The organism is Pectobacterium fontis (genome assembly GCF_000803215.1).
Lineage (GTDB): Bacteria > Pseudomonadota > Gammaproteobacteria > Enterobacterales > Enterobacteriaceae > Pectobacterium > Pectobacterium fontis.
Map to the genome: position 1 here is coordinate 71,857 of NZ_JSXC01000024.1, position 24,570 is coordinate 96,426.

Here is a 24,570-nt window from a genome sequence, read left to right on the forward strand (position 1 = left end):
CTCCCGCGATCGGTTAGAGGTTTTTCATATTTTCCGTTTCTAACTCACGGAAATATTTAACGGTTTTTATCTTCAATTCCATCGTTGATGGTTCGTCGCACACCATGATGGCTTTGGCATGAAGTTGCAGACAACTGATAGTCCACATATGGTTGACGTTGCCTTCTACCGCAGCTTGTAGCGCCTGCGCCTTGTTGCGACCGGTCACCAGAATCATGACTTCTTCGGCATCCAGCAACGTACCGACGCCAACGGTCAGCGCAAATTTAGGCACCAGATTGACGTCTCCACCGAAGAAACGGGAATTCGCGATACGGGTTTCTTCTGTCAGCGTTTTAATGCGAGTACGGGAAGCCAGAGAAGAAGCAGGTTCATTGAAGGCGATATGTCCATCATTGCCCACGCCCCCCATGAAGAGATGAATTTTCCCGTAGGACGTTATTTTCTCTTCATAGCGACGACATTCTGCTGTGATGTCTTCTGCGTTGCCGTTCAACAGGTTAATGTTTTCACGCGGAATATCAACGTGATTGAAAAAATTCTGGTGCATGAAACTATGATAGCTTTCCGGGTGATCGGTTGGCAGGCCGACATATTCATCCATATTGAACGTCACAACATGTTTAAAGCTCACCAACCCCGCCTGGTGCATGGCAACCAGCGATTTGTAAGCCTCAAGCGGTGAACTGCCTGTTGGTAGCCCAAGAAGAAAAGGGCGTTCTGCGCTGGGATTGAACGCGTTAATTTTCTCTACGATGTGGCGTGCAGCCCATTTTCCAACGTCTGCGGCAGTGGTTAGGGGAATCAGTCTCATCAGCGATCTCCTGCTTTTCGCGTGGAATTAAATACGTTATTGCGCCAACCGCGCCAGTTGCGCACTTGGCCTATACAGTAAAATTAGTCTACTCCGTTTTTTTTAGTCTTGAAATAAGTTAGGGTTTTTATTCAGGTATAAAATTTTTGTATGCGGTTTTTTGGTGATTTTTATCACATAATTATGGGGTTTAATTTGTGTGACGAATTATTTTTCTTACACTCTCAAACAGAACCATTGCGGATCACGTTTTTGACAATAGTGTTTTCGATAGTGACGTTGTTTTTCGGCAGTGAAATTTATTGGCAGGTTTTTTGCCCCACAACATTTCATTTACCTCGTAAAGGTAAGAGAGGGAAAAGTGAGTATTCTTAACTATTTACAGAAAGTTGGTCGGGCATTGATGGTGCCTGTCGCGACGCTGCCTGCCGCTGCTATCCTGATGGGGGTAGGTTACTGGATTGATCCGGTTGGCTGGGGAAGCGAGAACGCGCTGGCGGCACTCCTCATCAAGTCGGGTGAGGCGATTATCGGGCATATGGCGGTGCTATTTGCTGTTGGCGTCGCTTACGGCATGTCGAAAGATAAGGATGGCGCGGCGGCGCTGACCGGGTTTGTCGGCTTTTTGGTGCTGACCACGCTGTGTTCTCCGGCTGTAGTCGCCATGATCCAACGGATCCCTGTGGAACAGGTGCCCGCAGCGTTTGGCAAAATTGAAAACCAGTTCATCGGGATTCTGGTCGGTGTAATATCTGCCGAACTGTATAACCGTTTCAGTCAGGTTGAATTGCCTAAAGCGCTGTCGTTCTTCAGTGGACGTCGTTTGGTGCCGATTTTGGTTTCTTTCCTGATGATTCTGGTGGCGTTCATTTTAATGTACGTCTGGCCAGTGATTTACAATGCGCTGGTATCGTTTGGTGAGCACATTCAACAGTTGGGGTCGGTGGGGGCTGGTGTTTATGCGTTCTTTAACCGTTTGCTGATTCCTGTTGGGTTGCACCATGCACTCAATTCCGTGTTCTGGTTTGATGTTGCGGGTATCAACGATATTCCCAATTTTCTGGCTGGTCAGCAGTCTATCGATTCTGGTAAAGCTGTGGTGGGGATCACCGGACGCTATCAGGCAGGCTTCTTCCCGATAATGATGTTCGGCCTGCCGGGCGCGGCGCTGGCGATTTACCACTGCGCGCGCCCTGAGAACAAAAGCAAAGTGGCTGGGATCATGCTGGCGGCGGCATTTGCCTCCTTCTTCACCGGGATCACCGAGCCGCTGGAGTTCTCCTTCATGTTTGTGGCGCCAGTGCTGTATTTCCTGCATGCGTTACTGACCGGTTTTTCCGTCTTTATTGCCGCGAGCATGCATTGGATCGCTGGCTTTGGTTTCAGCGCCGGTTTGGTAGACATGGTGCTGTCCTCACGCAATCCGCTTGCCACTCAGTGGTACATGCTGTTTGCACAGGGGCTGGTGTTCTTCATCATTTATTATGTGGTGTTCCGTTTTACCATCACGCGTTTCAATCTGTTAACGCCGGGACGCGAGCTGGCGGTGAGCGGTAGCGAGGCCGATGGTTATGACGTGAATACCGTGTCTGTGGGCAAAAAATCAAGCGATACGGCGACGTTGGCGCGTGGCTATTTGCAGGCGCTGGGTGGCAAAGGCAACCTGATTGGGATCGATGCCTGTATCACGCGTTTGCGTTTGAATGTTGCTGATTCCTCTTTGGTTGATGATGCGCAGGCGAAACGGCTGGGTGCAGCGGGCGTGATTCGTCTGAATAAGCAAAGCGTACAGATCGTTGTTGGTACGCAGGCTGAGTCAATCGCCACTGCACTGAAAGCGGAATATAACAAGGCGTAATATGACTGCGTGACTTGTTTAACGCGATGTTATATCGATGAAAGTGATGGGGCGAGAGAGCAATCTTGCCCTTTTTTTTCGTTCTGAATAATTAAATGAAACTAACGGTTGTTTCCCAGCGTGGCTTGTTGGATCATTGCTAGTTATACGTCGTTTTAGCATTGAGGAATGAAGAATGAGTGAGGCTGAAGCCCGCCCAACTAACTTTATCCGTCAGATTATTGATGAAGATCTGGCGTCCGGTAAGCATGACCATATTCAGACGCGTTTCCCGCCAGAGCCGAACGGCTATCTGCATATTGGACATGCCAAGTCTATTTGCCTGAATTTTGGGATCGCGCGTGATTATCAGGGGCAATGCAACCTGCGTTTTGACGACACCAACCCGGTAAAAGAAGATATCGAATACGTTGAGTCGATCAAACGTGACGTCGAGTGGTTGGGTTTTTCATGGAGCGGCGATGTTCGCTATTCTTCTGATTATTTCGATCAACTGCACGCTTATGCGGTTGAACTGATCGGTAAAGGTCTGGCTTACGTTGATGAGCTGACACCCGAGCAGATTCGTGAATACCGTGGCACGCTGACGGCGCCGGGGAAAAATAGCCCTTATCGCGATCGCACCGTGCAGGAAAACCTGGCGCTGTTTGAAAAAATGCGCAACGGCGGGTTTGCGGAAGGGACGGCCTGTCTGCGTGCAAAAATCGATATGGCGTCGTCTTTTATCGTAATGCGTGATCCGGTGCTGTATCGTATTAAATTTGCCGATCACCACCAAACGGGCAATAAGTGGTGCATCTACCCGATGTATGACTTCACCCACTGCATTTCCGATGCGCTGGAAGGAATCACCCATTCGCTGTGTACGCTGGAATTCCAGGATAACCGTCGCCTGTACGACTGGGTGCTGGATAATATCACGATTCCTTGCCACCCCCGTCAGTACGAGTTTTCTCGCCTGAATCTCGAATACGCGATTATGTCCAAGCGTAAGCTGAATCAACTGGTAACGGAAAACATCGTTGAAGGATGGGACGATCCGCGTATGCCTACCATCTCTGGCCTGCGTCGCCGTGGTTATAGCGCGTCCTCTATTCGTGAATTCTGTGTACGTATCGGCGTAACGAAGCAGGATAACAACGTGGAAATGGCTGCTCTTGAATCCTGTATTCGCGACGATCTGAATGAAAATGCCCCGCGTGCGATGGCGGTGTTGGATCCGGTTAAAGTGGTGATCGAGAATCTGCCTGTCGAGCACGAAGAGTTTGTCGCGATGCCAAACCACCCGAATAAGCCAGAAATGGGCTCACGTCAGGTGGCATTCAGCCGTGAAGTTTATATCGATCGGGCTGACTTCCGTGAAGAGGCCAACAAGCAGTACAAACGGTTGGTGCTGGGTAAAGAAGTGCGGCTGCGTAATGCTTACGTGATCAAAGCCGAGCGCATTGAAAAAGACGAGCAGGGCGCTATCACTACGATTTACTGTCGCTATGATGCGGAAACGCTGAGCAAAGATCCGGCGGATGGCCGTAAAGTGAAAGGTGTGATCCACTGGGTTTCTGCGGCACACGCGGTGCCAGCGGAATTCCGTTTGTACGATCGTCTGTTTAGTGTGGCCAATCCTGGTGCGGCGGAAGATTTTCTGTCGACGATTAACCCGGATTCACTGAAAGTCACGCAGGGCTTTGTGGAAGCGAGCCTGGCGCAGGCGGAAGTAGAAAAAGCGTATCAGTTCGAACGAGAAGGGTACTTCTGTGCCGATCGTGTTTACTCCAGTGCGGAACATCTGGTGTTTAACCGTACGGTTGGGCTGCGCGATACCTGGGCTGGCTAACACTATCCGGTAAAAAGACAAAAATAAAACCGCCTCGGCGGTTTTATTTTTTGGTGCGGTCGATTTATCGTGTGGATTCGTGCAGGGTTTCATCTTCTCGACAATCCCCTTCACTGCAATGCCCATAGAGATACAAACTGTGGTTAGTCAATTTAATACCGTGTCTTTCGGCGATTTCGCGCTGACGTGCTTCGATAGACTCATCGCGGAATTCAATGACTTTGCCGCAGTCGAGGCAAATTAAGTGATCGTGATGATGCTGTTGCGTCAGCTCAAAGACGGATTTACCACCTTCGAAGTTGTGACGGGTGACGATACCAGCATCATCAAACTGGTTGAGGACGCGATAGACAGTCGCAAGACCAATTTCTTCGCCCATATCAATCAGTCTCTTATATAAATCTTCCGCACTGACGTGATGACAGACAGGATCCTGTAACACTTCCAGAATTTTCAGTCTTGGAAGAGTGACTTTCAGGCCGGCCTTCTTTAATGCGGTATTGTTGTCAGTCATGCGGGTTTAGTCCTGTTGCTTACTTATCAATGGAGGCTGCCTAGCCTATGACATCGGTCGGAGCAAAACATGTAATGGCGTTCCAATTATAGAACCGCACATACAAAATGAAAACAAGGGAATGTTAACAATATTGTCCCCATTCATATTACTGATATACAACGCAATCCGTTGTTGATGAATGAAGAAATGGTGAAGCACGTATAAAACCGATGGGATTATTGTACAGGTTTACTGATAGAAGTTAAAAAAATGTATCAATCATTATGAAAGGTTTTACCTATCAATGCTGTTTCGGCTCTGATAAGGATTATCAGAGCCGAAATGAGTTTAGCCAACCAGTTCTTTCAGATTCAGTTCATCGCTAATCTGCTTCACCCAGGTGGTTACACGTTCGCTGGTCAGTTCAGGCTGACGGTCTTCATCGATAGCCAAACCAATGAAGTGATTATCGTCGGCGAGCCCTTTAGACGCTTCAAAGTAATAGCCTTCTGTTGACCAGTGACCGACGATCGTCGCACCGCGAGGTTCAATGATGTCACGGATGGTTCCCATGGCATCACAGAAGTATTCTGCGTAGTCTTCCTGATCGCCACAACCAAACAAGGCAACCAATTTTCCTGTGAAATCAATTTCTTCCAGTGAAGGGAAAAAATCATCCCAATCACACTGGGCTTCACCGTAATACCAGGTTGGAATACCCAACAACAAAATATCGAAACCTTCGAGGTCTTCTTTGCTGCTTTTGGCGATGTCATGAACATCCGCAACGTTGGTGCCTAACTGCTGTTGGATCGTTTTGGCGATGTTTTCAGTGTTGCCCGTATCACTGCCAAAGAATATTCCGATGAGTGCCATGAATTGAATAACCTCTTGATTCCTAATGGTATGGTGTAATGTTTCACCCACTTATCTGTTAATAATAACAGACACTCACATCAGGAGAAACTCGTATCGGTAAGTAAGGATGCGTAAATCGAGAGCGTGTGGCTGACAGAGGTAAAGAAGGGAAACGAACCATGTTGCTGTTGGCTCCTAATCGATAGGAAGAACCAGTCTATATTGTCGTCTGCAATTAAGCACCTGCCTCTTCAATATCCTCAGTTATTTAAAGTGTTGTTTCATTTTTTATGAATATGTTTTTTGTTTTCATGCTTTCTCGGCTGTAATTAAAAATAGGTTTTTGTTTTTAAAAAATAAAAATCACGAGGCATTACATGGCTACTCAGAAGAATTAAAATACATCAAAGGGAAAGAGTCTTATCGAATTAAAAATGTGTAACATTTATCGGGAGTATTCCTAATAAAAGGGTTGGGTTATAATGATTTCCCGCTAAAAAAATACGAAGGTATGAGTGAGGATTTATGTTTAAGAATAAAATGGAAACTCATCTTAAATTGACTTACTGCCAGAGATCATATCTATGTCAGCGTACAGACTACAAGGAGTGCAGCGAATTTTTTGGCAACCCTCTGATTAAACGCCTTATATCTATAAAATAGGTGAATTTATTTTCAGTGTGAAAAATCATATTAATAAATATAGCGGGGATGCTAAATGTTCTCTATGTTTAGCCGATGAACTAGCGTGGTTTTTTGTGTTTTCAACTCGGTGAAATGTGAATGCTAGGGAGAAGTGGCCCGTTTCATGATGTGAATTTTCTTATTCATGTCGGTTGATGAGCGATAAAAATCTTTTTAACCTTTTTCCTGATTTGGAGTGATCTATGAGACTTATAAAAAATATTGCCATCAGAACCGCTATGCTATGGGTACTGGGCATTTTTTGTGTTCTTTGGGGAGGGGTATCGATATATACCATGTTCTCTTTTAAAGAGATGACGATGACCTCGAAAACCAGCACCCTGCTGGTCCAGAACATGAATTTTATCAACCAGGGCAACGATCAATACTTCCGTATGGTAACCCGTCTGGCGCGTGCTGTTGACGCTCGCCGCAATGGCGATAACGCTACCGCAGATAAAGAGCAAGCTTCTGCGCTCGTCGCATTGGATAAACTGAAGTCTGATTTGGTGGCGTTTAATACTATCGATCATGCGAGTCTGGATGCAGCGTTGGTACAGGCCGTCAGCCGTGACTGGAATAATCTGGTTGTTCAAGGCGTTGAGCCGCTTTACCAAAAGGCTGTTGCCAATGCGTTGGATGATTATCAAAATCAGGCCAAGAATGTGGTGCCGCCACTGAGCCGCCAGTTTGGCGCCTCTCTCTCCGCGTTCAGTAACGCCAGCGCGGAAAAATTCGATGCGGCGGGTGTGCGTTTTGAACACATTACTATGATTGGGCAAAACATTTTGCTGAGCGGATTGATTATCGGCCTGATCATGCTGTTCCTGACCGATCGTTATCTGGTGGTGTGTTTGGTTCGCCCATTAGATGATCTGCGCGAGCACTTTAGCGTGATTGCTTCTGGTCATCTGGGTAAACCGATTCTGGACTTTAGTAATAACTGTGTGGGTCGCTTGTTCCCGCTGCTGCGTGAAATGCAGGAGAGTCTGGCCACCACCGTTAGCACGATCAGAAACAGCACGGACTCCATTTATCAGGGCGCGTCTGAGATTGCGGCGGGCAACAACGATCTGTCATCACGCACCGAAGAGCAAGCTTCAGCGTTGGAAGAGACGGCTGCCAGTATGGAGCAACTGACGGCGACGGTGAAACAAAACGCCGAAAACGCCAATCACGCCAGCCAACTGGCGTTGCAGGCTTCGACAACGGCGAAGAAAGGCGGTGAAATCGTTGAGAACGTGGTGAAAACCATGGTGGAAATTTCCGGTAGCTCAAGGAAAATCGCAGAAATTACCACCGTTATTAACGGCATCGCGTTCCAGACCAACATTCTGGCGTTGAACGCGGCGGTAGAAGCGGCACGAGCAGGTGAGCAAGGGCGCGGGTTTGCTGTGGTCGCAGGAGAAGTGCGCAGTCTGGCGCAGCGCAGTGCGCAGGCAGCGAAAGAGATTGAAGGTCTGATTTCTGAATCGGTTCGCTGTGTAGACACTGGCTCTAATCTGGTTAGCGATGCTGGTGATACGATGCAGGACATCGTCCGTGCGGTGACTAACGTGACGGATATCATGGGGGAAATTGCCTCAGCGTCGGAAGAACAGAGCAAAGGGATTGCGCAGGTCGGTCAGGCCGTGGCGGAAATGGACAGCGTAACTCAGCAAAACGCCGCGTTGGTTGAACAGGCCTCGTCAGCAGCCTTGTCGCTGGAAGAACAGGCGGCGCTGTTGAATCAGACTGTGTCGCTGTTCCAACTGTCCGACACGCAGTCAGGTGTGCAAGTGGTAGCAAAACCGGTGCAGAAAGCACGGGCAATTGCCCCGCGTGCAAGCAAAGCGCTGCCGGCCAGCAATGATAACTGGGAAAAATTCTGACCTGTGTTTTAATCAGAAAATAGCGCTGTTTTAATCCGGGATGGTGTTTTCGTCTTGGGTAAATGTTCAGACGGCGTCAGATATGACGCCGCCGAAGAGGTGAAGACCGTGCTACATCAACTAGGGCTGTTGTCCAGCCAACTGCGCCAGCAGCATTTCTTCAATCAATTCACTGCGGCTAATGTTCCGCTCTTCAGCAAGGCTGTTCAGGATATCGACGGCATCGCTGTTAATCTTTAATTCAACACGACGCAACCCACGAACTTTATCGCGACGTAGTTGATTACGCTTGTTAATTCTTAGTTGTTCGTCACGCGTGAGCGGGTTGGTCTTGGGGCGGCCCGGACGACGCTCGTCTGCGAACAGATCCAAGGTGGTGCGATCCGTTTGTTCTTTTGCCATAAGTAATGATATTGCAAGGTATTCGGACCAAAATACACCGCGAGTCCTGTCTGTTCTACCGCTAAAACCGATGTCTGCTCTCATCCTACAGAAGGATTGCCAGATTGCGGTTTCCTATGTGTGGAACATACCGGGAAATGATGCGTGCATTTTGATGAAGTGGTTACAACGCTTGTGGCTGAATCAGCCGTCCCTCTACTGCGAGCGCCATCATACCTTAGCCACACTGGCGGCGACAACGGTTAACTGCCGCTGTTACCATGAATCCGCCAGTGTCGGTGTCGTCTGGTTAATTCGCATCCAGAAAACGGTGGATAGCGCGTAGAACGGCCTCGGGTTTTTCTGAGTGAACCCAGTGACCAGCGCCGCTGACCACATGTGCGCGCGCGGCGGGGAACTGGCGTAGCAGTGAATCGCGGTAGCGATCGTCCAGATAGGGGGAGTCGCCACCCCGGATGAACAGTATTGGCCCTTGCCAGGCCGGAATGTCCTGCCAGCCAACGATGTTTTCGTATTCATCCCACAACACTGGCACGTTAAAACGCCATTCGCCCTGTTGGAAAGATTTCAGCAAAAACTGAATCACGCCTTCTTCTTTTATATGCTGACGCATAAGTGCTGCTGCGTCTGCGCGTGATGTCAGCCCGGCTTCCGTGACAGCACGTAGCGCCGCGAAAATAGTGTCGTGGCGGCGTACCTGATAATCCACTGGAGCGATATCAATCGCAACCAGCTTGTCCAGCCGTTCGGGAATGAGCGCGCTGAGCGCCATGGCGACTTTTCCGCCCATGGAATGGCCAATAACGATAGCGCGCTCGATGTTCAATTCATCCAACAGGGCGAGCACGTCCTGTGCCATCACGGAATAGTTCATCTGCGATGAACGGGGCGACAAACCGTGATTGCGTAAATCGATTTGCAGGATGTCATGCGTGTTTTGCAAATCTCTGCCTAACACACCAAGGTTATCCAGAGTGCCAAACAGGCCATGAATCAGGACGACAGGGAGATTATTTGTGGGCTGGTGCGCATTTTGCCAGCGATGATTCAATTTCATGGTGAAGTTCATTCAGAGAGACATGGGCTTAGGGTATCATGACTTGAGAATGAATGTGGTCGCTGAGGGGCATGTATCGCCATGCGAAGAAAGGCATTGGGGCATAGTCTGACTTTTGCTATTGTCCCGTTATGCCGCTGTTCGATAATGTTTGAACGCCTGTATAATCCTTTTGATTTGAGTCATCTACCCATAGAGGTCGGGTTACGGAAGGAAGCGTCTCTGTAATTTGCACAATAATGGGTAAAAACAGCACTGGATAAAGATGAAAACTATTGAAGTCGACGAAGAGCTTTATCGTTATATTGCCAGCCACACACAGCATATCGGTGAGAGTGCATCGGATATTTTACGGCGCATGCTGAAATTTACTGCGGGTCAGCCTGTCGCCACGTCTGCGGTAGCGACTGTCGTAACGGCGACATCCCAGCCTGCTGCTGCGCCGAACCCACGCGATCGCGTACGAACCGTGCGTGAACTGCTGCTGTCGGATGAATACGCTGAACAGAATAAGGCCATCAACCGCTTTATGCTGGTGTTGTCTACGCTGTATACCTTATCGCCGCAGGAGTTTGCTGCCGCGACAGAATCTCTTCATGGCCGCACCCGAGTCTATTTCGCGGGCGACCAACAGACATTGCTTCAGCATGGCACACATACCAAACCTAAGCATATTCCGGGCACGCCATACTGGGTGATTACCAACACCAATACCGGTCGTAAACGTAGCATGGTTGAACACATCATGCTGACGATGCAGTTCCCAGTGGAACTGACAGAGAAAGTGTGCGGCACGATTTAATCATCTATCCCCTCAATCATTCGAGTGGCGTGATCGTAACGCCTAAACAGCTTGAACGGTGAGGGCATAACATTAACCCTTTATCTAACTACAGCGTTAGGGAGAAGCGCCAATGGCTAATCACCCAAGAGCCGGACAGCCTGCACGGCAGAGCGATTTGATTAATGTGGCACAGTTAACGTCACAATATTATGTACTGCGCCCTGAAGTCGGCAACACCGCACATGCGGTGAAATTTGGTACATCGGGTCATCGTGGTAGCGCGGGACGCCATAGCTTTAATGAACTCCACATTCTGGCGATTGCACAAGCGATTGCGGAAGAGCGTAAAAAGCAAGGTATCAGCGGTCCGTGCTATGTAGGCAAAGATACTCACGCGCTCTCTGAACCGGCGTTTATCTCAGTGCTGGAAGTGCTGACAGCCAACGGCGTGGATGTCATCGTACAGTTGGATAATGGTTTTACCCCAACACCAGCGGTGTCTAACGCGATTCTGGTTCACAATCGTCAGGGCGGTGCGCTGGCAGACGGCATTGTGATCACGCCTTCTCATAACCCGCCGGAAGATGGTGGCATCAAATATAATCCGCCGAACGGTGGCCCGGCAGATACCAATCTGACCAGCGTGATTGAGAAGCGTGCGAATGCGCTGCTGGCAGATGAACTGCGCGACGTGAAGCGTATTACGCTGGATCAGGCGTGGGAAAGTGGCCATCTTCATGAGCAGGATCTGGTTCAGCCGTATGTCGAAGGGCTGGCTAGCGTGGTGGACATGGCGGCAATTCAGCGCGCCGGGCTGAAACTGGGCGTTGACCCGTTAGGGGGTTCTGGTATTGCTTACTGGCAGAGGATTGCCGAGCACTACAAACTGGATCTGACATTGGTGAATGATTCCGTTGATCAAACATTCCGCTTTATGTCGTTGGATCACGACGGGGTGATCCGTATGGATTGCTCATCAGAGTCGGCGATGGCGGGTTTACTGGCGTTGCGTGACAAATTCGATCTGGCGTTTGCTAACGATCCTGACTATGACCGTCACGGTATCGTCACCCCCGCAGGGTTGATGAATCCGAACCACTATCTGGCGGTGGCGATCAACTATCTGTTCCAGCATCGTCCACAGTGGGGACAGTCTGTTGCTGTCGGCAAAACGCTGGTATCCAGCGCGATGATCGACCGCGTGGTGGCAGATTTGGGTCGTAAGCTGGTGGAAGTGCCGGTTGGCTTTAAATGGTTTGTTGACGGCCTGTATGACGGCAGCTTTGGCTTTGGTGGTGAAGAGAGTGCAGGGGCCTCTTTCCTGCGCTTCGACGGCACGCCGTGGTCGACCGACAAAGACGGTATCATCCTGTGTCTGCTTGCGGCGGAAATTACCGCGGTAACCGGCAAAAACCCGCAGCAGCACTATGATGAGCTGGCACAACGTTTTGGTGCGCCGAGCTACAACCGTATTCAGGCTTCTGCGACGCATGCGCAAAAAGCGGTGCTGTCTAAGCTGTCGCCTGAGCAGGTATCGGCCAGCACGCTGGCGGGCGATCCGATCACTGCACGCCTGACCGCTGCGCCGGGCAATAGGGCGTCGATTGGCGGCCTGAAAGTGATGACGGAAAACGGCTGGTTTGCTGCGCGTCCTTCCGGTACGGAAGAGGCCTACAAGATTTACTGTGAAAGTTTCCTCGGCGCGGAACATCGCGAGCGTATCGAGAAAGAAGCGGTAGAAATTGTCAGTGCGGTACTCGCCACGGCGAAATAAGTGAAAAGGCGCTGCGTGCAGCGCCTAAAACGACTAAACCCATGACGGCGTATCCCTGAAGAAAGGGCTGGCGCATATCGGGTAGACATTACCGACAGCAGGCCGCCTAAGACGATGCTAAGCGTCACAATATACCTCCAGAACAACATCGACCACGTCAGAGTAGGAAAACGCAGGAAAAGAAGGTGCAAATTTCCCGTCGATGGGCGCAAAAAAGTATAAAAATGGGATGGAAAGTAGGCGGTGGCAGCGGTGTTAACGTTTGTTTGTTAACAAACCCGAATGCGGTGAGAAGCTAGGGGTTAATTGATCTAATCTGGAAACCATAAATTAACTAATGGTAAGTTTATTTTTAACGTTATTGTAACTTAATAACGGAATGGCGCATAAGGTGGCGATTATTTCATCTTTTTCTGGTCCGATGAGTAGTAAACTTTCAGAAAAGGCGGTAAAATTTTAACCAATATCACAGTTCTTAGTTTATCGTTCTGAAAGCGTCGCTGAACCTGGGCGCTTATCTCCGAGGAGGATCGTTATGTCGCTTTATACTACTTATCCCTTGCACCGAATTCTCCTGCGTCGCGCTGCCGTGGTTGCCCTCGGCGTACTGGCGTTACCCGTGATGCTGTTCCGCCGCGATCGGGCGCGTTTTTACAGCTATTTACACCGCGTCTGGCTAAAAACCAGCAATAAACCGGTATGGATGGCGCAGTCCGAAGCCGCTGCCTGCGATTTCTATTAAGGTTCGGAAGCAAAAATGGCCGAAAACTATCCGGCCATTTTGAAATTAATACGATCCAATTTCTGGATCAATTGTTAGGTTAAAATAGATATACTTAGTTAATATAATAGCGGTTAAGCATAACTAGATTAACTTTACTTTATTGAGATTATCTTGGATCTTATATTGGGAGTGTAAAAACGATAACTTTCTCATTACTTAAAGCAGAATTTGATATTTTTTGCATCATCTGATTCTGGCGTAGTCGTGTCGTTTAACCAGTCATCCCAACTTTTTGCAAATTTCTCAGCCAATTTCTCAGCAGCGCTTTTTGTCCAAATATCTCCTTGAAATGTTAATTCTAATACCTGAACAATGATTTCTGTCTTATATTTATCTTTAGGTGCCCCTTTTCCTGAAGTATGGCTACGCTCCATCATCATAAATGTTTGCTGTAATTGAACAACGATATTTTTGTTAGAGGCGTTCAATGTATTTTGAACGAAAAGTGTTTTTGTATTTTTAGTGTTGACTCGACTCGTACATGCTTTTGCTAAATTTACAATGCTTGTTTTTATTTTAGATTTATCTTTTTCTTCTATACCGCTGTATAAATCAACAACTTTACTAATTAGAGAATCATAGTTTTCTTCTTCATAGTTAACGGTTGTTCTTTCTGATTGAGTTGTATTAAAATAAGGCACTTTTAATAAACTTTCGACAAATCGAGTAAAACCTTTACTATTGCTATCATTATCTGGGTCTAAGGGGTTCCAGCCGGAACGACTCTGTGACAAGCCCAAAATACTGGATACGGCATTACCCGTCGAGCTTGTCAAAACTTTTGTAATCTCATCTTTATCTCCGCGAGCTATCGCATTATCAAGAATCTTTCCTTGTGCAGATTCTTGAGATGCCAGTGTACCCGTTGATATGGAATTTTGACCTGATACACTGCTATCCCCTTCGGCTGATAATGCGAAGAGTTGGTGTGTGTTTATTGATGATTCACTTAATTTAATATTTTTATCATCATCAAGCCATGAGCTAAATGTAGCTAATGCGTTATCATGTTTAATATCAGACATAAAACTCTCTCTTAATAAAATTGATAAATATCAGTGGAGTGATGTTGGTTTAGGCGAGAATTAATCTCGCCAAATAAAAGAATAGTGTTTTTTATAAGAACGGCAAGCTCATTACTCGTTTTTTATAAATGCGTCATCAATAATTAGATTGGATATAATGTTTTTTAAATCTATTTTAATCTATCTTGTTGAATTCATTCCTGTGTCATGTTTAATTAGCTGGCTTTTTATTTTTATGATTTTCATTTTTTATTTTAAGTTAATTGATGGGGTCGTTCCACTCTGTATCTAACATTGATATTACGAAATATTCGTATTTTTATACGCCTTGTTTTTTGATAATGATTTACAAAACTCTTTCAGCCCTGTGATGTGAATAACTTGATATACGACTTTCGCATCGTCAACTGTCAAAACACGGTATCCGATCTCAATAGATGATGAGATTTCCATATAGAGTAGAGATAAAATAACTTCATAAGTTGGGTGTTTTTACAACAATTCCTCTCCAATCTCATGATTTATTACTTTATTCTTCACTGCGGCTGCACTGCATTGTGGTGAAATCCGCTATGCTGGTCAGAGGGTTTGTAGAATGCCATCGAGGCAAACCCTCTTGACAAGCGTAAGGATAAATCATGACGTCAAAACTCATCCCTGTTGGTATCAGCGCCTGTCTGCTCGGTAATCCCGTGCGGTTTGATGGTGGACATAAGCGTTTAACGTTTGCCGTCGAGCAACTGGCTCCCTATTTTCGTTTTGAACCTGTCTGCCCGGAAATGGCGATTGGTTTACCTGTGCCGCGTCCGGCACTTAGACTGGTACGAGAAGGAGAAAGCCACATCACGCTACGTGCCAGTAATGGTTCGTCGCTGGATGTTACTGAGCAGATAACGGCGTTTTCTGCGGATAAAGTCAGCCAGCTTCAGCACTTATGCGGCTATATCGTCTGTGCCAAATCGCCAAGCTGCGGGATGGAGCGGGTGAAGGTTTACGATGAAGCGCAAAAGAATGCGCGTAAAAGCGGAATCGGCCTGTTTACGCAAGAGCTGCTGCGGCAAATGCCCTGGCTGCCTGTTGAGGAAGATGGACGCCTGCACGATCCTGGCTTGCGGGAAAATTTCATTGAGCGCGTTTATGCGCTGCATGAACTGAATCAGCTATGGCAAAACGGGCTGAGCCGTGGCGCGCTCATTGCCTTTCATAGCCGCTATAAATTACTGCTGCTGGCGCATTCCCAGCCGGAATACCGTGAGTTGGGGCCGTTTGTGGCGGCGATCGATAAATGGGAATCGCTGGAAGATTACATTGTGGAATATCGGAAGCGGCTCATGAAACTGCTATCGACGCCCGCGACGCGGCGTAACCACACCAATGTGCTGATGCATGTGCAGGGGTATTTCCGACGCCAGCTAAATTCTCAACAGCGACAGGAACTGGCACAGCTTATCGATCGCTATCGACAAGGTTTGCAACCGTTATTGGCACCGATTACGCTGCTGAAACATTACATGGCGGAATATCCTGATGCGTATCTGGCTCAGCAGCGTTACTTTGAGCCGTACCCGGAGGCATTGCGCCTGCGTTACGGACACTAGCATTATCGCCCGAGGAATTTCATGACCACGCATGCCGTTACACATCATGCTGTTACACATATCGTGTGGCTGCGCAACGATCTGCGCATCACCGATAATCTGGCACTGTCTGCGGCCTGTGAGGATTCACGCGCAACCGTGCTGGCGGTCTTTATCGCGACGCCCGCACAGTGGGAAAAGCATGATATGGCACCGCGTCAGGCGGCCTTTTTGCTGAAGAACCTGAAGCAGGTGCAGCAGGCGCTGGCCGAGAAAGGTATCCCTTTGCATTATCATGAATGTGCTGACTTTGCGGCCTCGGTTGACTGGCTGGTACAATTTTGCGCGCAGCAGCAGGCCACCGACCTGTTCTACAACCATCAGTATGAAATCAACGAGCGGCGGCGTGATAAGCAGGTAAAAGATCGGTTGGCAGATAGCGTGGTTTGCCACGGTTATCATGACAGCTTGCTGTTGCCGCCAGGCAGTGTGCTAACGGGCAATGGCGAGATGTATAAAGTGTTTACGCCATTTCGTCAGGCGTTTATCAAACGTCTGTTAGAGGCGGAGACGACGTGTGTACCGGCACCGGACGCGCGTGGCGAACCGCTCAATAACACCGTGGCACTGGCACCGTTCAGCTACCCGCAACGCGAGGTGGATAGCGACGATTTCCCCTGTGGCGAACGGGCAGCACTGCAACAACTGCGCCGCTTTTGCCGTGAGCAGGTACAGGATTACGGCCAGCAGCGGGATTTCCCGGCATTACCCGGCACCAGCAAGCTTTCGCCGTATCTGGCGCTTGGCATCGTGTCGCCGCGCCAATGTTTCAACCGTCTGCGCGCAGAGTGCCCGGATATGCTGGAACGGCGTGAGGGGGGCGAGTTTACCTGGTTTAACGAACTGGTCTGGCGTGAATTTTACCGTCACCTGATCGTATTCTGGCCGTCGTTGTGTCAACACCGCCCGTTTACTGCGTGGACGCAGTGGGTGAAATGGCGGGAAGCACCGGAGGATTTAGCCGCCTGGCAACAGGGAAAAACCGGCTACCCCATCGTGGATGCGGCGATGCGCCAACTAAATGAAACGGGGTGGATGCACAATCGCCTGCGTATGATTTGCGCCAGTTTTCTCGTCAAGGATTTACTGATCGATTGGCGTGAAGGTGAACGCTATTTTATGTCGCAACTGTTGGATGGCGATCTGGCGGCGAATAACGGCGGCTGGCAGTGGGCGGCATCCACGGGCACCGACGCGGCACCCTATTTTCGTATTTTCAACCCGACAACCCAGGGCGAGCGCTTCGATCCTGAAGGGCGGTTTATCCGTCATTGGCTACCTGAATTGGCGGCGGTGCCGGATAAAGATATTCATCAGCCCCATCGCTGGGCTGGCAAACAACACCATCAACTGCACTATCCGCTGCCGATCGTTGATCATAAAACCGCGCGTCAGAACACGCTGGCGGCGTTTGAGGCGGCAAAACATATCGGCATGGCGGATAACGATCGAGAAGAGAACAGTAAGTATGCGTAATGTGGAACTGGAAAGCATCATTAACGAGAAACTGAACACGGAGACGTTTCAGGACTATGCGCCGAATGGTTTACAGGTTGAAGGGCGTGCAGAGGTAAAACGTATTGTGACGGGCGTCACCGCCTCGCAGGCACTGCTGGACGCGGCGGTAGAAAAGCAGGCCGATGCGATTCTGGTTCATCACGGCTACTTCTGGAAAAACGAACCGCAGATTGTCTGTGGAATGAAGCGTAACCGGCTGAAAACGCTGCTGCTCAATGATATCAACCTGTATGGCTATCACCTGCCGCTGGATGCACATTCAGAACTGGGAAATAACGCCCAACTGGCGGCACTGCTGGAGATTCAGGTGCAAGGGGCGATTGAGCCGCTGGTGCCGTATGGCGAACTGGCGCAACCCATGACGGCAGAGGCATTTTGCCGCCGTATAGAAAAGCGTTTGGGGCGTAACGTGCTGCATTGTGGGGATAATGCACCGCAACAGATACAGCGTGTGGCCTGGTGTACTGGCGGTGGTCAGGGATTTATCGAACAGGCGGCTCGCTTCGGCGTCGATGCGTTTATCACGGGTGAAGTGTCTGAGCAAACTATCCACATCGCGCGCGAGATGGGGTTGCATTTCTTCGCTGCCGGACACCACGCCACCGAGCGCGGCGGTATTCGCGCATTAGGGGAATGGCTGGCGGCACAGCACGGTTTTGATGTGACATTTATTGATATTCCTAACCCCGCTTGACGGGGGAAAATATCGGTATCGCACATAAACGGTGCCGCATGGCTTATGTTGGCATCGTTGTTGCTTAACTATTGAGAAGAAAATATATCGGTAAGCAGTGCTAATCATTTGGCCATGTTCATCATGACGGATAAAACGCGATTCAGGAGGAAAAATTGCAACGAGCACGGTGTTATCTTCTGGGCGAGAGGGCTGTCGTACTGGAACTGGATCCGCCCATGTCGCTGGAGAGCCAGCAGCGGATATGGGGGCTTACCGAACGCCTGAATCACCATGAAGAGGTGCTGGAGGCGATTCCGGGCATGAATAATCTCACTGTGCTACTGGCGCATCCGCAGCGGGTGGCGCTGGATGCCATTGAACGTTTGCAGCGCTGGTGGGAAGAGAGTGAATCGCTGGTGTTTGATCCACGCGATATCGACATTCCTGTTATCTATGGCGGAGAGGCGGGGCCGGATCTGGCAGACGTTGCGGCGCACAGTGGCCTGACGGTCAGTCAGGTGGTGGAAGTACATGCGACTGCACAGTATGTCGTCTACTTTCTGGGTTTCCAGCCGGGCTTTGCTTACCTCGGCGGATTACATGAGAAATTGCATATGCCGCGCCGCGCTGAACCGCGTGTGCGAGTACCAGCAGGGTCGGTGGGGATTGGCGGTGCGCAGACGGGAATTTATCCGCTGGCGACGCCGGGCGGCTGGCAACTGATTGGTCGTACCTCGCTGAAATTGTTTAATCCACAAATGATGCCACCCACGTTGCTGCGCCCCGGTGATAACGTTCGGTTTCTGCCACAGCAGGAGGGCGTATGCTGAACGTTATCCATGCCGGATTGCATACGTCGGTACAGGACGGTGGTCGTGTTGGCTTTCGCCGTTTGGGGATCAGCCAGTCAGGTGCGCTCGATCTACCTGCCCTGAAAATGGCTAATCTGCTGGTGGGCAACGCGGAGAATGCTGCCGCGCTGGAGATTACGCTGGGCAAATTTAGCGCAACATTCACTACCGCCTGCTGGGTAGCGCTGACGGGGGCAGACTGCCATGCTGATCTCGATGGAAAGCCGCTCTGGACAGGCTGGCGTTTCGCCGTGAAGCCGGGGCAAACCCTGAAAATGCGTATGCCGCGTAATGGCATGCGCAGCTATCTGGCCTTGTCCGGCGGTGTGGAGGTGCCAGAAGCGCTCGGTTCGCGTAGTACCGATTTGAAAGCCGGTTTTGGTGGGTTTAACGGTCGTTTATTGGTGGATGGCGATGAGATTCCGCTGGGAACGCCAACGCGCGAGCTGACACGGGAAGTGGGCATTAAGCAGTTGTTGTTCAGCAATCGCGTACGGGCATTGCCAGGGCCGGAGTATCAAGAGTTCAGCGAAGAGATGCAGGAATTGTTTTGGCGTACATCCTGGCAACTCAGCCCGCAAAGCAACCGTATGGGTTACCGTTTATTGGGGGCTGAATTACAGCGTACAACATCTTCAGGCAACAAACCGCGCGAACTGCCATCGCATGGGCTGCTGCCGGGTGTCGTACAGGTTCCGCACAATGGTCACCCTATCGTACTACTGGCGGATGCGCAGACAACGGGGGGTTACCCACGTATTGCGACGGTGATCGAAGCCGATTTATTCCATCTGGCGCAAATCCGGCTCGGTGAGCCCATCCATTTTATTCACTGCACGCAGGCACAGGCGCAAAAAGCAGCCGACGAACAGCGACGTTACCTCGAACAACTGGCGTGGAGGCTGCATGATTATTGATCTAAATGCCGATTTGGGTGAAGGCGGCGAGCACGACGAGGCGCTACTGAAGCTGGTGACGTCTGCCAATATTGCCTGTGGCTTCCATGCGGGTGACGCACAAACCATGCGTCAGTCAGTACGTTGGGGGATCGGTTATGGGGTCGCGCTCGGCGCACATCCGAGTTTTCCCGATCGTGAGAATTTTGGTCGTAAGGCGATGAATGTACCTGCTGAAATTGTCTTTGCGCAGATGGTGTATCAACTTGGTGCGCTCAGTGCGATCGTCGCTGCCGAAGGGGGAAGGTTGTCGCATGTCAAGCCTCACGGCATGCTTTACAACCAGGCAGCATGTGAACCCGCGCTGGCTGATGCGATAGCCAAGGCGGTGAAGGTCGTCAATCCCGCGCTGCGTCTGGTTGGGTTGGCGGGCAGTGAGTTGATCCGCGCCGGGCAGCGTCTGGGGCTGGAAACGCGTCAGGAGGTGTTCGCCGACCGCTGCTATCTGCCTGACGGAACGCTAGTGCCGCGCACGCAGGCAGGGGCGTTGATTAACAGCGATGAACTGGCGCTGGCGCAAACGCTGGAAATGATTCAACGCCAGCGGGTCAGGGCAGTCGATGGTTCCTGGATTAACGTGCAGGCGGATACGGTGTGTATTCATGGCGACGGACAACATGCGCTGCTGTTTGCCCGCAAGCTGCGTCATTGCTTTAGCCAGCATCAGATAGCCGTCGCGGCGGCATAGTCCTTATTTTTGTATCATGGGCAAACCTGATGAAAGCCGTTACCTGCACGAGTTTGGTTCAACGCGCAACATGCAGAGCGTCTGATTTTCAGGGAGCAAGGTATGCCGGAAGGGCCGGAAATTCGTCGGGCGGCCGATAAGTTGGTCGACGCTATAGTGGGAAAAACGCTGACGTACGTCTGGTTTGCGTTTCCCGAATTGAAACCGTATGAGACAGAGTTGGTCGGGCAGCAGATCAGGCAGATTGAAACGCGCGGGAAGGCGTTGTTGACCTATTTTAGCAACGATCGGGTGTTGTATAGCCACAACCAACTGTATGGCGTGTGGCGAGTCGTGAATGCGGGTGAGTCGCCGGAAACGAAGCGAGATTTACGCATTCGGCTGGAGACGCAGGATCGCGCGATTCTGCTTTACAGCGCGTCAGATATTGAAATGCTGACGTCGGAGACGATCTCAACGCATCCTTTTCTGCAACGTATTGGCCCTGATGTTCTGGATCTCTCACTAACGCCGGAACAGGTGTGTGAGCGTTTGTTATTACCGCGCTTTCGCCGTCGTCAGTTTAGTGGGCTGTTGTTGGATCAGGCTTTTCTCGCCGGGCTGGGAAATTACCTGCGCGTCGAGATTCTGTGGCAGGCACGGTTGGCGCCACAACACACGGCTGCACAGTTGAATGAGGAACAGTTGCAGACGTTAAGTCAGGCGCTGCTAGATATTCCCCGTTTGTCCTACCACACGCGCGGCACCGTTGATGAGAATCGGCATCATGGCGCGATTTTCTCATTCAAGGTTTTTCATCGTGAAGGGAAGTGCTGTGAGCGCTGCGGTGGCATTATTGAAAGAACGATGCTGTCATCACGTCCGTTTTATTGGTGCCCGGGTTGCCAGAGTTAAAGGGCGCTGTGCAGCTTTTAGATTAATTGAAAAGGATTTCGTATGAGTAATAGAAGTGACATTAGGGATGGTTCTCTCTTTGATATGCTCAAATCAGGTATTGTTTATACCGAATTGCTGGGCTGGGTTGATATGGGCCATGCAAGGGGAGACGATATTGTTGAATTAAAACAGCAGTTTTTGGCCGGCGAAAGCTCTGGAGAACAGAGCTATCGCGTTATGTATCGCCAAGATATGCGATACAAAAAATTCGGTAATAACGTTGGTATAGGAAAGTTCAATCGATGGGAAATCAAGAGCGAGAGAAGCCGAGACGATATCAATAGCATAATGCTTGCGATGCTTATGAATATTGCCCCTCGATTTGAAAAACAGCAATATGATCTATTCTCATGGTATACAGATAGTGGATTCAGTGGTGAGGATTTGGTTTCAGATCTGTTGGGATTTTATCGCGCATTAATTCCCGGCCAATATTCTTATCGTGTTCGCCCTGTAAGCCGTGATGCGGCGCTTAGGCGTTGGGATTTTTATGGTGCCATTGGCTCCCATAAGAATCAGGGCTTCCGCCCTATTATTTTTCCTGATCCGCAAGATGCTTGTATACGACATACACCTTATATAGCAGATCTACCTCACTTTATGACTTGGGTTCGACCATGGAATGATTTTACTTCTGGCGTAGTTAACATTCTAACGGATGACGGTACAACACTAGAATTTAACAAACCCAAAGGTGGAAGAATTCGGGCATGAAAGTAATCAAATATCTATTACTGCTTTTGGTTCCTGCGGCGATGGTTGGGATGTTATTTGTATTTATTGTGGTGTCGGGTTCCACGGAGATAAGAACGTATACTGAAAGTGAGTATTTTACCTACTATGCGTTCACCGATGAAGATATCCGCAACGCCCCAAGGATATCGAGCGATTACGCTTTTGAATATGTGCCCGGTGATGGTTATGCGCCATCAAATGCCATCATCTTTAATGATACCTCTGACACGACTCTGCTAAAAACGTACCTCACAACATTAGGATATGAGCAGCAGAAACGTAAGCAGGGGGAGGAAGATGTGTGGAAAAAGCATACTGAAATTGAAGGGGCAACCTTCTATATCTGGGTTAATAAAGACGCTAAACAGGTTTACCTTACGAAAGTATTCCAGGACTAACTGCAACTGCGCTGATTATCCGTATTTCAATCACCATTGAAAATCAGTGTAGTGCAAAAAAACAAAGGCCAGATATGATATCCGGCCTTTTGCATAGACTGAATGGATTATTTCAGATTGGACGTAAAGTCACGTTTGTCGTAGCCGGTATACAACTGACGAGGACGGGCAATCTTGATGCCGTCGTCGTGCATTTCGTTCCAGTGTGCAATCCAGCCCACGGTACGTGCCATCGCGAAGATAACGGTAAACATGGAAGAGGGAATCCCCATCGCTTTCAGGATGATACCGGAGTAGAAATCCACGTTCGGATACAGTTTCTTCTCAATGAAGTACGGGTCGTTCAGCGCGATATGTTCCAGCTCCATCGCTACTTCCAGCAGGTCGTCTTTTCTGCCCAATTCTTTCAGCACTTCATGACAGGTTTCACGCATGACTTTGGCGCGTGGATCGTGGTTCTTGTACACGCGGTGGCCAAAGCCCATCAGGCGGAAGGAGTCATTCTTGTCTTTGGCTCGTTCGATAAACGCCGGAATGTGTTCCACGCTGCTGATTTCTTCCAGCATACGCAAACAGGCTTCGTTCGCACCACCGTGCGCCGGTCCCCACAGCGAGGCGATCCCCGCGGCGATACAGGCAAACGGGTTTGCGCCAGATGAACCCGCGGTACGCACGGTAGAGGTTGACGCGTTTTGTTCGTGATCGGCATGCAGGATCAGAATGCGATCCATCGCACGTTCCAGCACCGGATTCACGACATATTCTTCACAAGGCGTGGAGAACATCATATGCAGGAAATTACCCGCATAGGACAAGTTGTTTTTCGGGTATACGAACGGCTGACCGAGTGAGTATTTGTAGCACATTGCCGCGACGGTCGGCATTTTAGACAACAGGCGATAGGCCGCAATTTCGCGGTGACGCTCAATATTGATGTCCAATGAATCGTGGTAGAACGCGGCCAGTGCGCCCGTTACGCCGCACAAAACAGCCATTGGGTGCGAATCGCGACGAAAACCGTGGAACAGACGGGTAATCTGTTCGTGGATCATGGTGTGGCGAGTCACGGTCGTCTTGAAAGTCTCATACTGTTCTACGGTCGGAACTTCACCGAACAGCAGGATGTAACACACTTCAAGATAATTAGATTTTTCAGCGAGTTGGGCAATCGGGAAGCCACGGTGTAGCAGAATGCCTTCATCACCGTCGATATAAGTAATCTTGGATTCACAAGATGCAGTAGAGGTAAAGCCGGGGTCAAATGTGAAGTAACCTTTAGAGCCGAGGGGACGAATATCGATCTCATCATGTCCTAGTGTGCCGGATAGGACATTTAGCTCAATGGGGTCTTTACCTTCTAGGGTAAGTGTTGCTTTTTTATCAGCCATTTACAGTCTCCTTAGCGCTTTAATTTTAAAATTTTCACTGAAGAAATACCGTCATGCCTGTACACCGAACGAATAAATAGCCGGTGAAACTCTGTCGTGACACAGTCGTCAAATAGGATACAGAGTAAGGCGGATTGCCGCATTCAGGATGAAAAATTCGTTCTCCAGGTAATGAACCATCTCCAGGTAATTAACAACGATCTGAATAAATAGATTGTAGTCATTACCTATGATTTTTACGTGGACTCTCTTCACTGTTACATAAGTTACGTCAGTGTGGAAGTGTCGCCGTTATGCTTTAACACATCATAAGAAATGTAATCCCCTAGTTGTAATAGAAATGTTGAACTTTTGTCAAATCAGATAATTAATTTTATATAAATTGTGAAATCCGTGATCGGAATCACTGTTCGGGGCAAATGTCACCAAACAGTTTGTATGGGAATTGTAATAGGAATGTGAAGGACCTATACTGCCGCCAGGTCTCCGGAATCACCCTGCAGTAGGAGCACCCAGTATGAAAGGATCATGCGCTGTTTAGACACC

Annotated in this window: 23 protein-coding genes; 16 read left to right on the forward strand and 7 right to left on the reverse strand. The window is 49.4% G+C overall.

What is annotated here, in order from left to right:
* Positions 1-13: 13 nt before the first annotated feature.
* Entirely contained in the window at positions 14-814 is an 801-nt protein-coding gene (nagB, locus tag OI69_RS07850) for a glucosamine-6-phosphate deaminase (RefSeq protein WP_039348390.1), read from the reverse strand.
* Between the two features lie 361 nt (positions 815-1,175).
* Here nagB and nagE point away from each other — a divergent pair, with 361 nt between their 5' ends.
* Both nagE and glnS read left to right on the forward strand, forming a co-directional pair.
* Positions 1,176-2,672: an N-acetylglucosamine-specific PTS transporter subunit IIBC gene (gene nagE, locus OI69_RS07855; protein WP_039348393.1), complete on the forward strand. Its 1,497-nt coding sequence runs from the start codon at positions 1,176-1,178 to the stop codon at positions 2,670-2,672.
* Positions 2,673-2,847: 175 nt separating this feature from the next.
* Positions 2,848-4,506 carry a glutamine--tRNA ligase gene (gene glnS, locus OI69_RS07860; protein WP_039348396.1) on the forward strand — a complete coding sequence of 553 codons (1,659 nt, stop codon included), beginning with the start codon at positions 2,848-2,850 and terminating at the stop codon, positions 4,504-4,506.
* A gap of 64 nt (positions 4,507-4,570) precedes the next feature.
* On the opposite strand, the gene fur is transcribed toward glnS, so the two are convergent.
* The gene (gene fur / locus OI69_RS07865; RefSeq protein WP_005973843.1) at positions 4,571-5,020 is read right to left on the reverse strand and encodes a ferric iron uptake transcriptional regulator; all 450 of its coding nucleotides are present in this window, start codon (positions 5,018-5,020) and stop codon (positions 4,571-4,573) included.
* 330 nt (positions 5,021-5,350) lie between these two features.
* Entirely contained in the window at positions 5,351-5,878 is a 528-nt protein-coding gene (fldA, locus tag OI69_RS07870; protein ID WP_039348398.1) for a flavodoxin FldA, read from the reverse strand.
* Between the two features lie 869 nt (positions 5,879-6,747).
* Here fldA and OI69_RS07875 point away from each other — a divergent pair.
* Positions 6,748-8,415: a methyl-accepting chemotaxis protein gene (locus tag OI69_RS07875; protein ID WP_039348401.1), complete on the forward strand. Its 1,668-nt coding sequence runs from the start codon at positions 6,748-6,750 to the stop codon at positions 8,413-8,415.
* Positions 8,416-8,535: 120 nt separating this feature from the next.
* Here the strand turns inward: OI69_RS07875 and ybfE are convergent, their stop codons facing one another.
* Positions 8,536-8,817: a LexA regulated protein gene (ybfE, locus tag OI69_RS07880; RefSeq protein ID WP_039348404.1), complete on the reverse strand. Its 282-nt coding sequence runs from the start codon at positions 8,815-8,817 to the stop codon at positions 8,536-8,538.
* Between the two features lie 154 nt (positions 8,818-8,971).
* On the opposite strand from ybfE, the gene OI69_RS19800 reads away from it, so the two are divergent.
* A complete protein-coding gene (locus OI69_RS19800; protein WP_154715533.1) occupies positions 8,972-9,142 on the forward strand; it encodes a hypothetical protein in 171 nt (56 codons plus the stop codon).
* Here the strand turns inward: OI69_RS19800 and ybfF are convergent.
* Positions 9,107-9,874 carry an esterase gene (gene ybfF / locus OI69_RS07885; RefSeq protein ID WP_039348408.1) on the reverse strand — a complete coding sequence of 256 codons (768 nt, stop codon included), beginning with the start codon at positions 9,872-9,874 and terminating at the stop codon, positions 9,107-9,109. The genes OI69_RS19800 and ybfF overlap by 36 nt on opposite strands.
* Positions 9,875-10,139: 265 nt before the next feature.
* Here ybfF and seqA point away from each other — a divergent pair, with 265 nt between their 5' ends.
* The 3 genes from seqA (at position 10,140) to OI69_RS07900 (ending at position 13,174) form a co-directional block, all read left to right on the forward strand.
* Entirely contained in the window at positions 10,140-10,676 is a 537-nt protein-coding gene (gene seqA / locus OI69_RS07890) for a replication initiation negative regulator SeqA (protein ID WP_039348410.1), read from the forward strand.
* 112 nt (positions 10,677-10,788) lie between these two features.
* Complete coding sequence (pgm, locus tag OI69_RS07895) at positions 10,789-12,432, forward strand: phosphoglucomutase (alpha-D-glucose-1,6-bisphosphate-dependent) (RefSeq protein WP_039348412.1); 1,644 nt, start codon at positions 10,789-10,791, stop codon at positions 12,430-12,432.
* A 535-nt stretch (positions 12,433-12,967) separates the two neighbouring features.
* Positions 12,968-13,174 (forward strand): YbfA family protein, encoded by a 207-nt coding sequence (locus tag OI69_RS07900; RefSeq protein WP_039348414.1) that lies wholly within the window; start codon positions 12,968-12,970, stop codon positions 13,172-13,174.
* A 194-nt stretch (positions 13,175-13,368) separates the two neighbouring features.
* On the opposite strand, the gene OI69_RS07905 is transcribed toward OI69_RS07900, so the two are convergent.
* The gene (locus OI69_RS07905) at positions 13,369-14,241 is read right to left on the reverse strand and encodes a hypothetical protein (RefSeq protein ID WP_039348416.1); all 873 of its coding nucleotides are present in this window, start codon (positions 14,239-14,241) and stop codon (positions 13,369-13,371) included.
* Between the two features lie 638 nt (positions 14,242-14,879).
* Here OI69_RS07905 and OI69_RS07910 point away from each other — a divergent pair.
* The 9 genes from OI69_RS07910 to OI69_RS07950 all read left to right on the forward strand — a co-directional run bounded on the left by OI69_RS07910 (position 14,880) and on the right by OI69_RS07950 (position 22,636).
* The gene (locus OI69_RS07910; protein WP_039348417.1) at positions 14,880-15,839 is read left to right on the forward strand and encodes a YbgA family protein; all 960 of its coding nucleotides are present in this window, start codon (positions 14,880-14,882) and stop codon (positions 15,837-15,839) included.
* 21 nt (positions 15,840-15,860) lie between these two features.
* Entirely contained in the window at positions 15,861-17,354 is a 1,494-nt protein-coding gene (gene phrB / locus OI69_RS07915) for a deoxyribodipyrimidine photo-lyase (RefSeq protein ID WP_039348419.1), read from the forward strand.
* Positions 17,347-18,090, forward strand: a complete 744-nt coding sequence (locus OI69_RS07920; RefSeq protein ID WP_039348422.1) for a type 2 GTP cyclohydrolase I — start codon at positions 17,347-17,349, stop codon at positions 18,088-18,090. Before phrB ends, OI69_RS07920 begins: the two co-directional genes overlap by 8 nt.
* A 155-nt stretch (positions 18,091-18,245) precedes the next feature.
* Entirely contained in the window at positions 18,246-18,902 is a 657-nt protein-coding gene (gene pxpB, locus OI69_RS07925; RefSeq protein WP_039348424.1) for a 5-oxoprolinase subunit PxpB, read from the forward strand.
* Positions 18,896-19,840, forward strand: a complete 945-nt coding sequence (gene pxpC, locus OI69_RS07930) for a 5-oxoprolinase subunit PxpC (RefSeq protein WP_039348426.1) — start codon at positions 18,896-18,898, stop codon at positions 19,838-19,840. The genes pxpB and pxpC overlap by 7 nt, the downstream gene beginning before the upstream one ends.
* Positions 19,830-20,567, forward strand: coding sequence for a 5-oxoprolinase subunit PxpA (gene pxpA / locus OI69_RS07935; RefSeq protein ID WP_039348428.1), 738 nt, complete (start codon positions 19,830-19,832; stop codon positions 20,565-20,567). The genes pxpC and pxpA overlap by 11 nt, the downstream gene beginning before the upstream one ends.
* Before the next feature lie 102 nt (positions 20,568-20,669).
* Positions 20,670-21,461: an endonuclease VIII gene (gene nei, locus OI69_RS07940; RefSeq protein WP_039348430.1), complete on the forward strand. Its 792-nt coding sequence runs from the start codon at positions 20,670-20,672 to the stop codon at positions 21,459-21,461.
* Between the two features lie 42 nt (positions 21,462-21,503).
* Complete coding sequence (locus tag OI69_RS07945; protein ID WP_039348432.1) at positions 21,504-22,217, forward strand: hypothetical protein; 714 nt, start codon at positions 21,504-21,506, stop codon at positions 22,215-22,217.
* On the forward strand, positions 22,214-22,636 hold the full coding sequence (locus OI69_RS07950; protein ID WP_039348434.1) for a hypothetical protein: 423 nt from the start codon (positions 22,214-22,216) through the stop codon (positions 22,634-22,636). The genes OI69_RS07945 and OI69_RS07950 overlap by 4 nt, the downstream gene beginning before the upstream one ends.
* Before the next feature lie 107 nt (positions 22,637-22,743).
* Here the strand turns inward: OI69_RS07950 and OI69_RS07955 are convergent, their stop codons facing one another.
* A complete protein-coding gene (locus OI69_RS07955) occupies positions 22,744-24,024 on the reverse strand; it encodes a citrate synthase (protein WP_039348436.1) in 1,281 nt (426 codons plus the stop codon).
* Positions 24,025-24,570: the final 546 nt, after the last annotated feature.

Excerpts from the sequence above, each read along its gene's own strand:
- seqA (WP_039348410.1), top strand. The coding sequence starts at position 10,140 with ATGAAAACTATTGAAGTCGACGAAGAGCTTTATCGTTATATTGCCAGC.
- pxpA (WP_039348428.1), top strand. The coding sequence starts at position 19,830 with ATGATTATTGATCTAAATGCCGATTTGGGTGAAGGCGGCGAGCACGAC.
- nagB (WP_039348390.1), bottom strand. The coding sequence starts at position 814 with ATGAGACTGATTCCCCTAACCACTGCCGCAGACGTTGGAAAATGGGCT.
- nei (WP_039348430.1), top strand. The coding sequence starts at position 20,670 with ATGCCGGAAGGGCCGGAAATTCGTCGGGCGGCCGATAAGTTGGTCGAC.
- pxpC (WP_039348426.1), top strand. The coding sequence starts at position 18,896 with ATGCTGAACGTTATCCATGCCGGATTGCATACGTCGGTACAGGACGGT.
- OI69_RS07910 (WP_039348417.1), top strand. The coding sequence starts at position 14,880 with ATGACGTCAAAACTCATCCCTGTTGGTATCAGCGCCTGTCTGCTCGGT.
- phrB (WP_039348419.1), top strand. The coding sequence starts at position 15,861 with ATGACCACGCATGCCGTTACACATCATGCTGTTACACATATCGTGTGG.
- OI69_RS07905 (WP_039348416.1), bottom strand. The coding sequence starts at position 14,241 with ATGTCTGATATTAAACATGATAACGCATTAGCTACATTTAGCTCATGG.
- fur (WP_005973843.1), bottom strand. The coding sequence starts at position 5,020 with ATGACTGACAACAATACCGCATTAAAGAAGGCCGGCCTGAAAGTCACT.
- OI69_RS07955 (WP_039348436.1), bottom strand. The coding sequence starts at position 24,024 with ATGGCTGATAAAAAAGCAACACTTACCCTAGAAGGTAAAGACCCCATT.
- OI69_RS07920 (WP_039348422.1), top strand. The coding sequence starts at position 17,347 with ATGCGTAATGTGGAACTGGAAAGCATCATTAACGAGAAACTGAACACG.
- OI69_RS07900 (WP_039348414.1), top strand. The coding sequence starts at position 12,968 with ATGTCGCTTTATACTACTTATCCCTTGCACCGAATTCTCCTGCGTCGC.
- pgm (WP_039348412.1), top strand. The coding sequence starts at position 10,789 with ATGGCTAATCACCCAAGAGCCGGACAGCCTGCACGGCAGAGCGATTTG.
- OI69_RS07875 (WP_039348401.1), top strand. The coding sequence starts at position 6,748 with ATGAGACTTATAAAAAATATTGCCATCAGAACCGCTATGCTATGGGTA.
- OI69_RS07945 (WP_039348432.1), top strand. The coding sequence starts at position 21,504 with ATGAGTAATAGAAGTGACATTAGGGATGGTTCTCTCTTTGATATGCTC.
- ybfF (WP_039348408.1), bottom strand. The coding sequence starts at position 9,874 with ATGAAATTGAATCATCGCTGGCAAAATGCGCACCAGCCCACAAATAAT.
- fldA (WP_039348398.1), bottom strand. The coding sequence starts at position 5,878 with ATGGCACTCATCGGAATATTCTTTGGCAGTGATACGGGCAACACTGAA.
- OI69_RS19800 (WP_154715533.1), top strand. The coding sequence starts at position 8,972 with ATGAAGTGGTTACAACGCTTGTGGCTGAATCAGCCGTCCCTCTACTGC.
- ybfE (WP_039348404.1), bottom strand. The coding sequence starts at position 8,817 with ATGGCAAAAGAACAAACGGATCGCACCACCTTGGATCTGTTCGCAGAC.
- OI69_RS07950 (WP_039348434.1), top strand. The coding sequence starts at position 22,214 with ATGAAAGTAATCAAATATCTATTACTGCTTTTGGTTCCTGCGGCGATG.
- glnS (WP_039348396.1), top strand. The coding sequence starts at position 2,848 with ATGAGTGAGGCTGAAGCCCGCCCAACTAACTTTATCCGTCAGATTATT.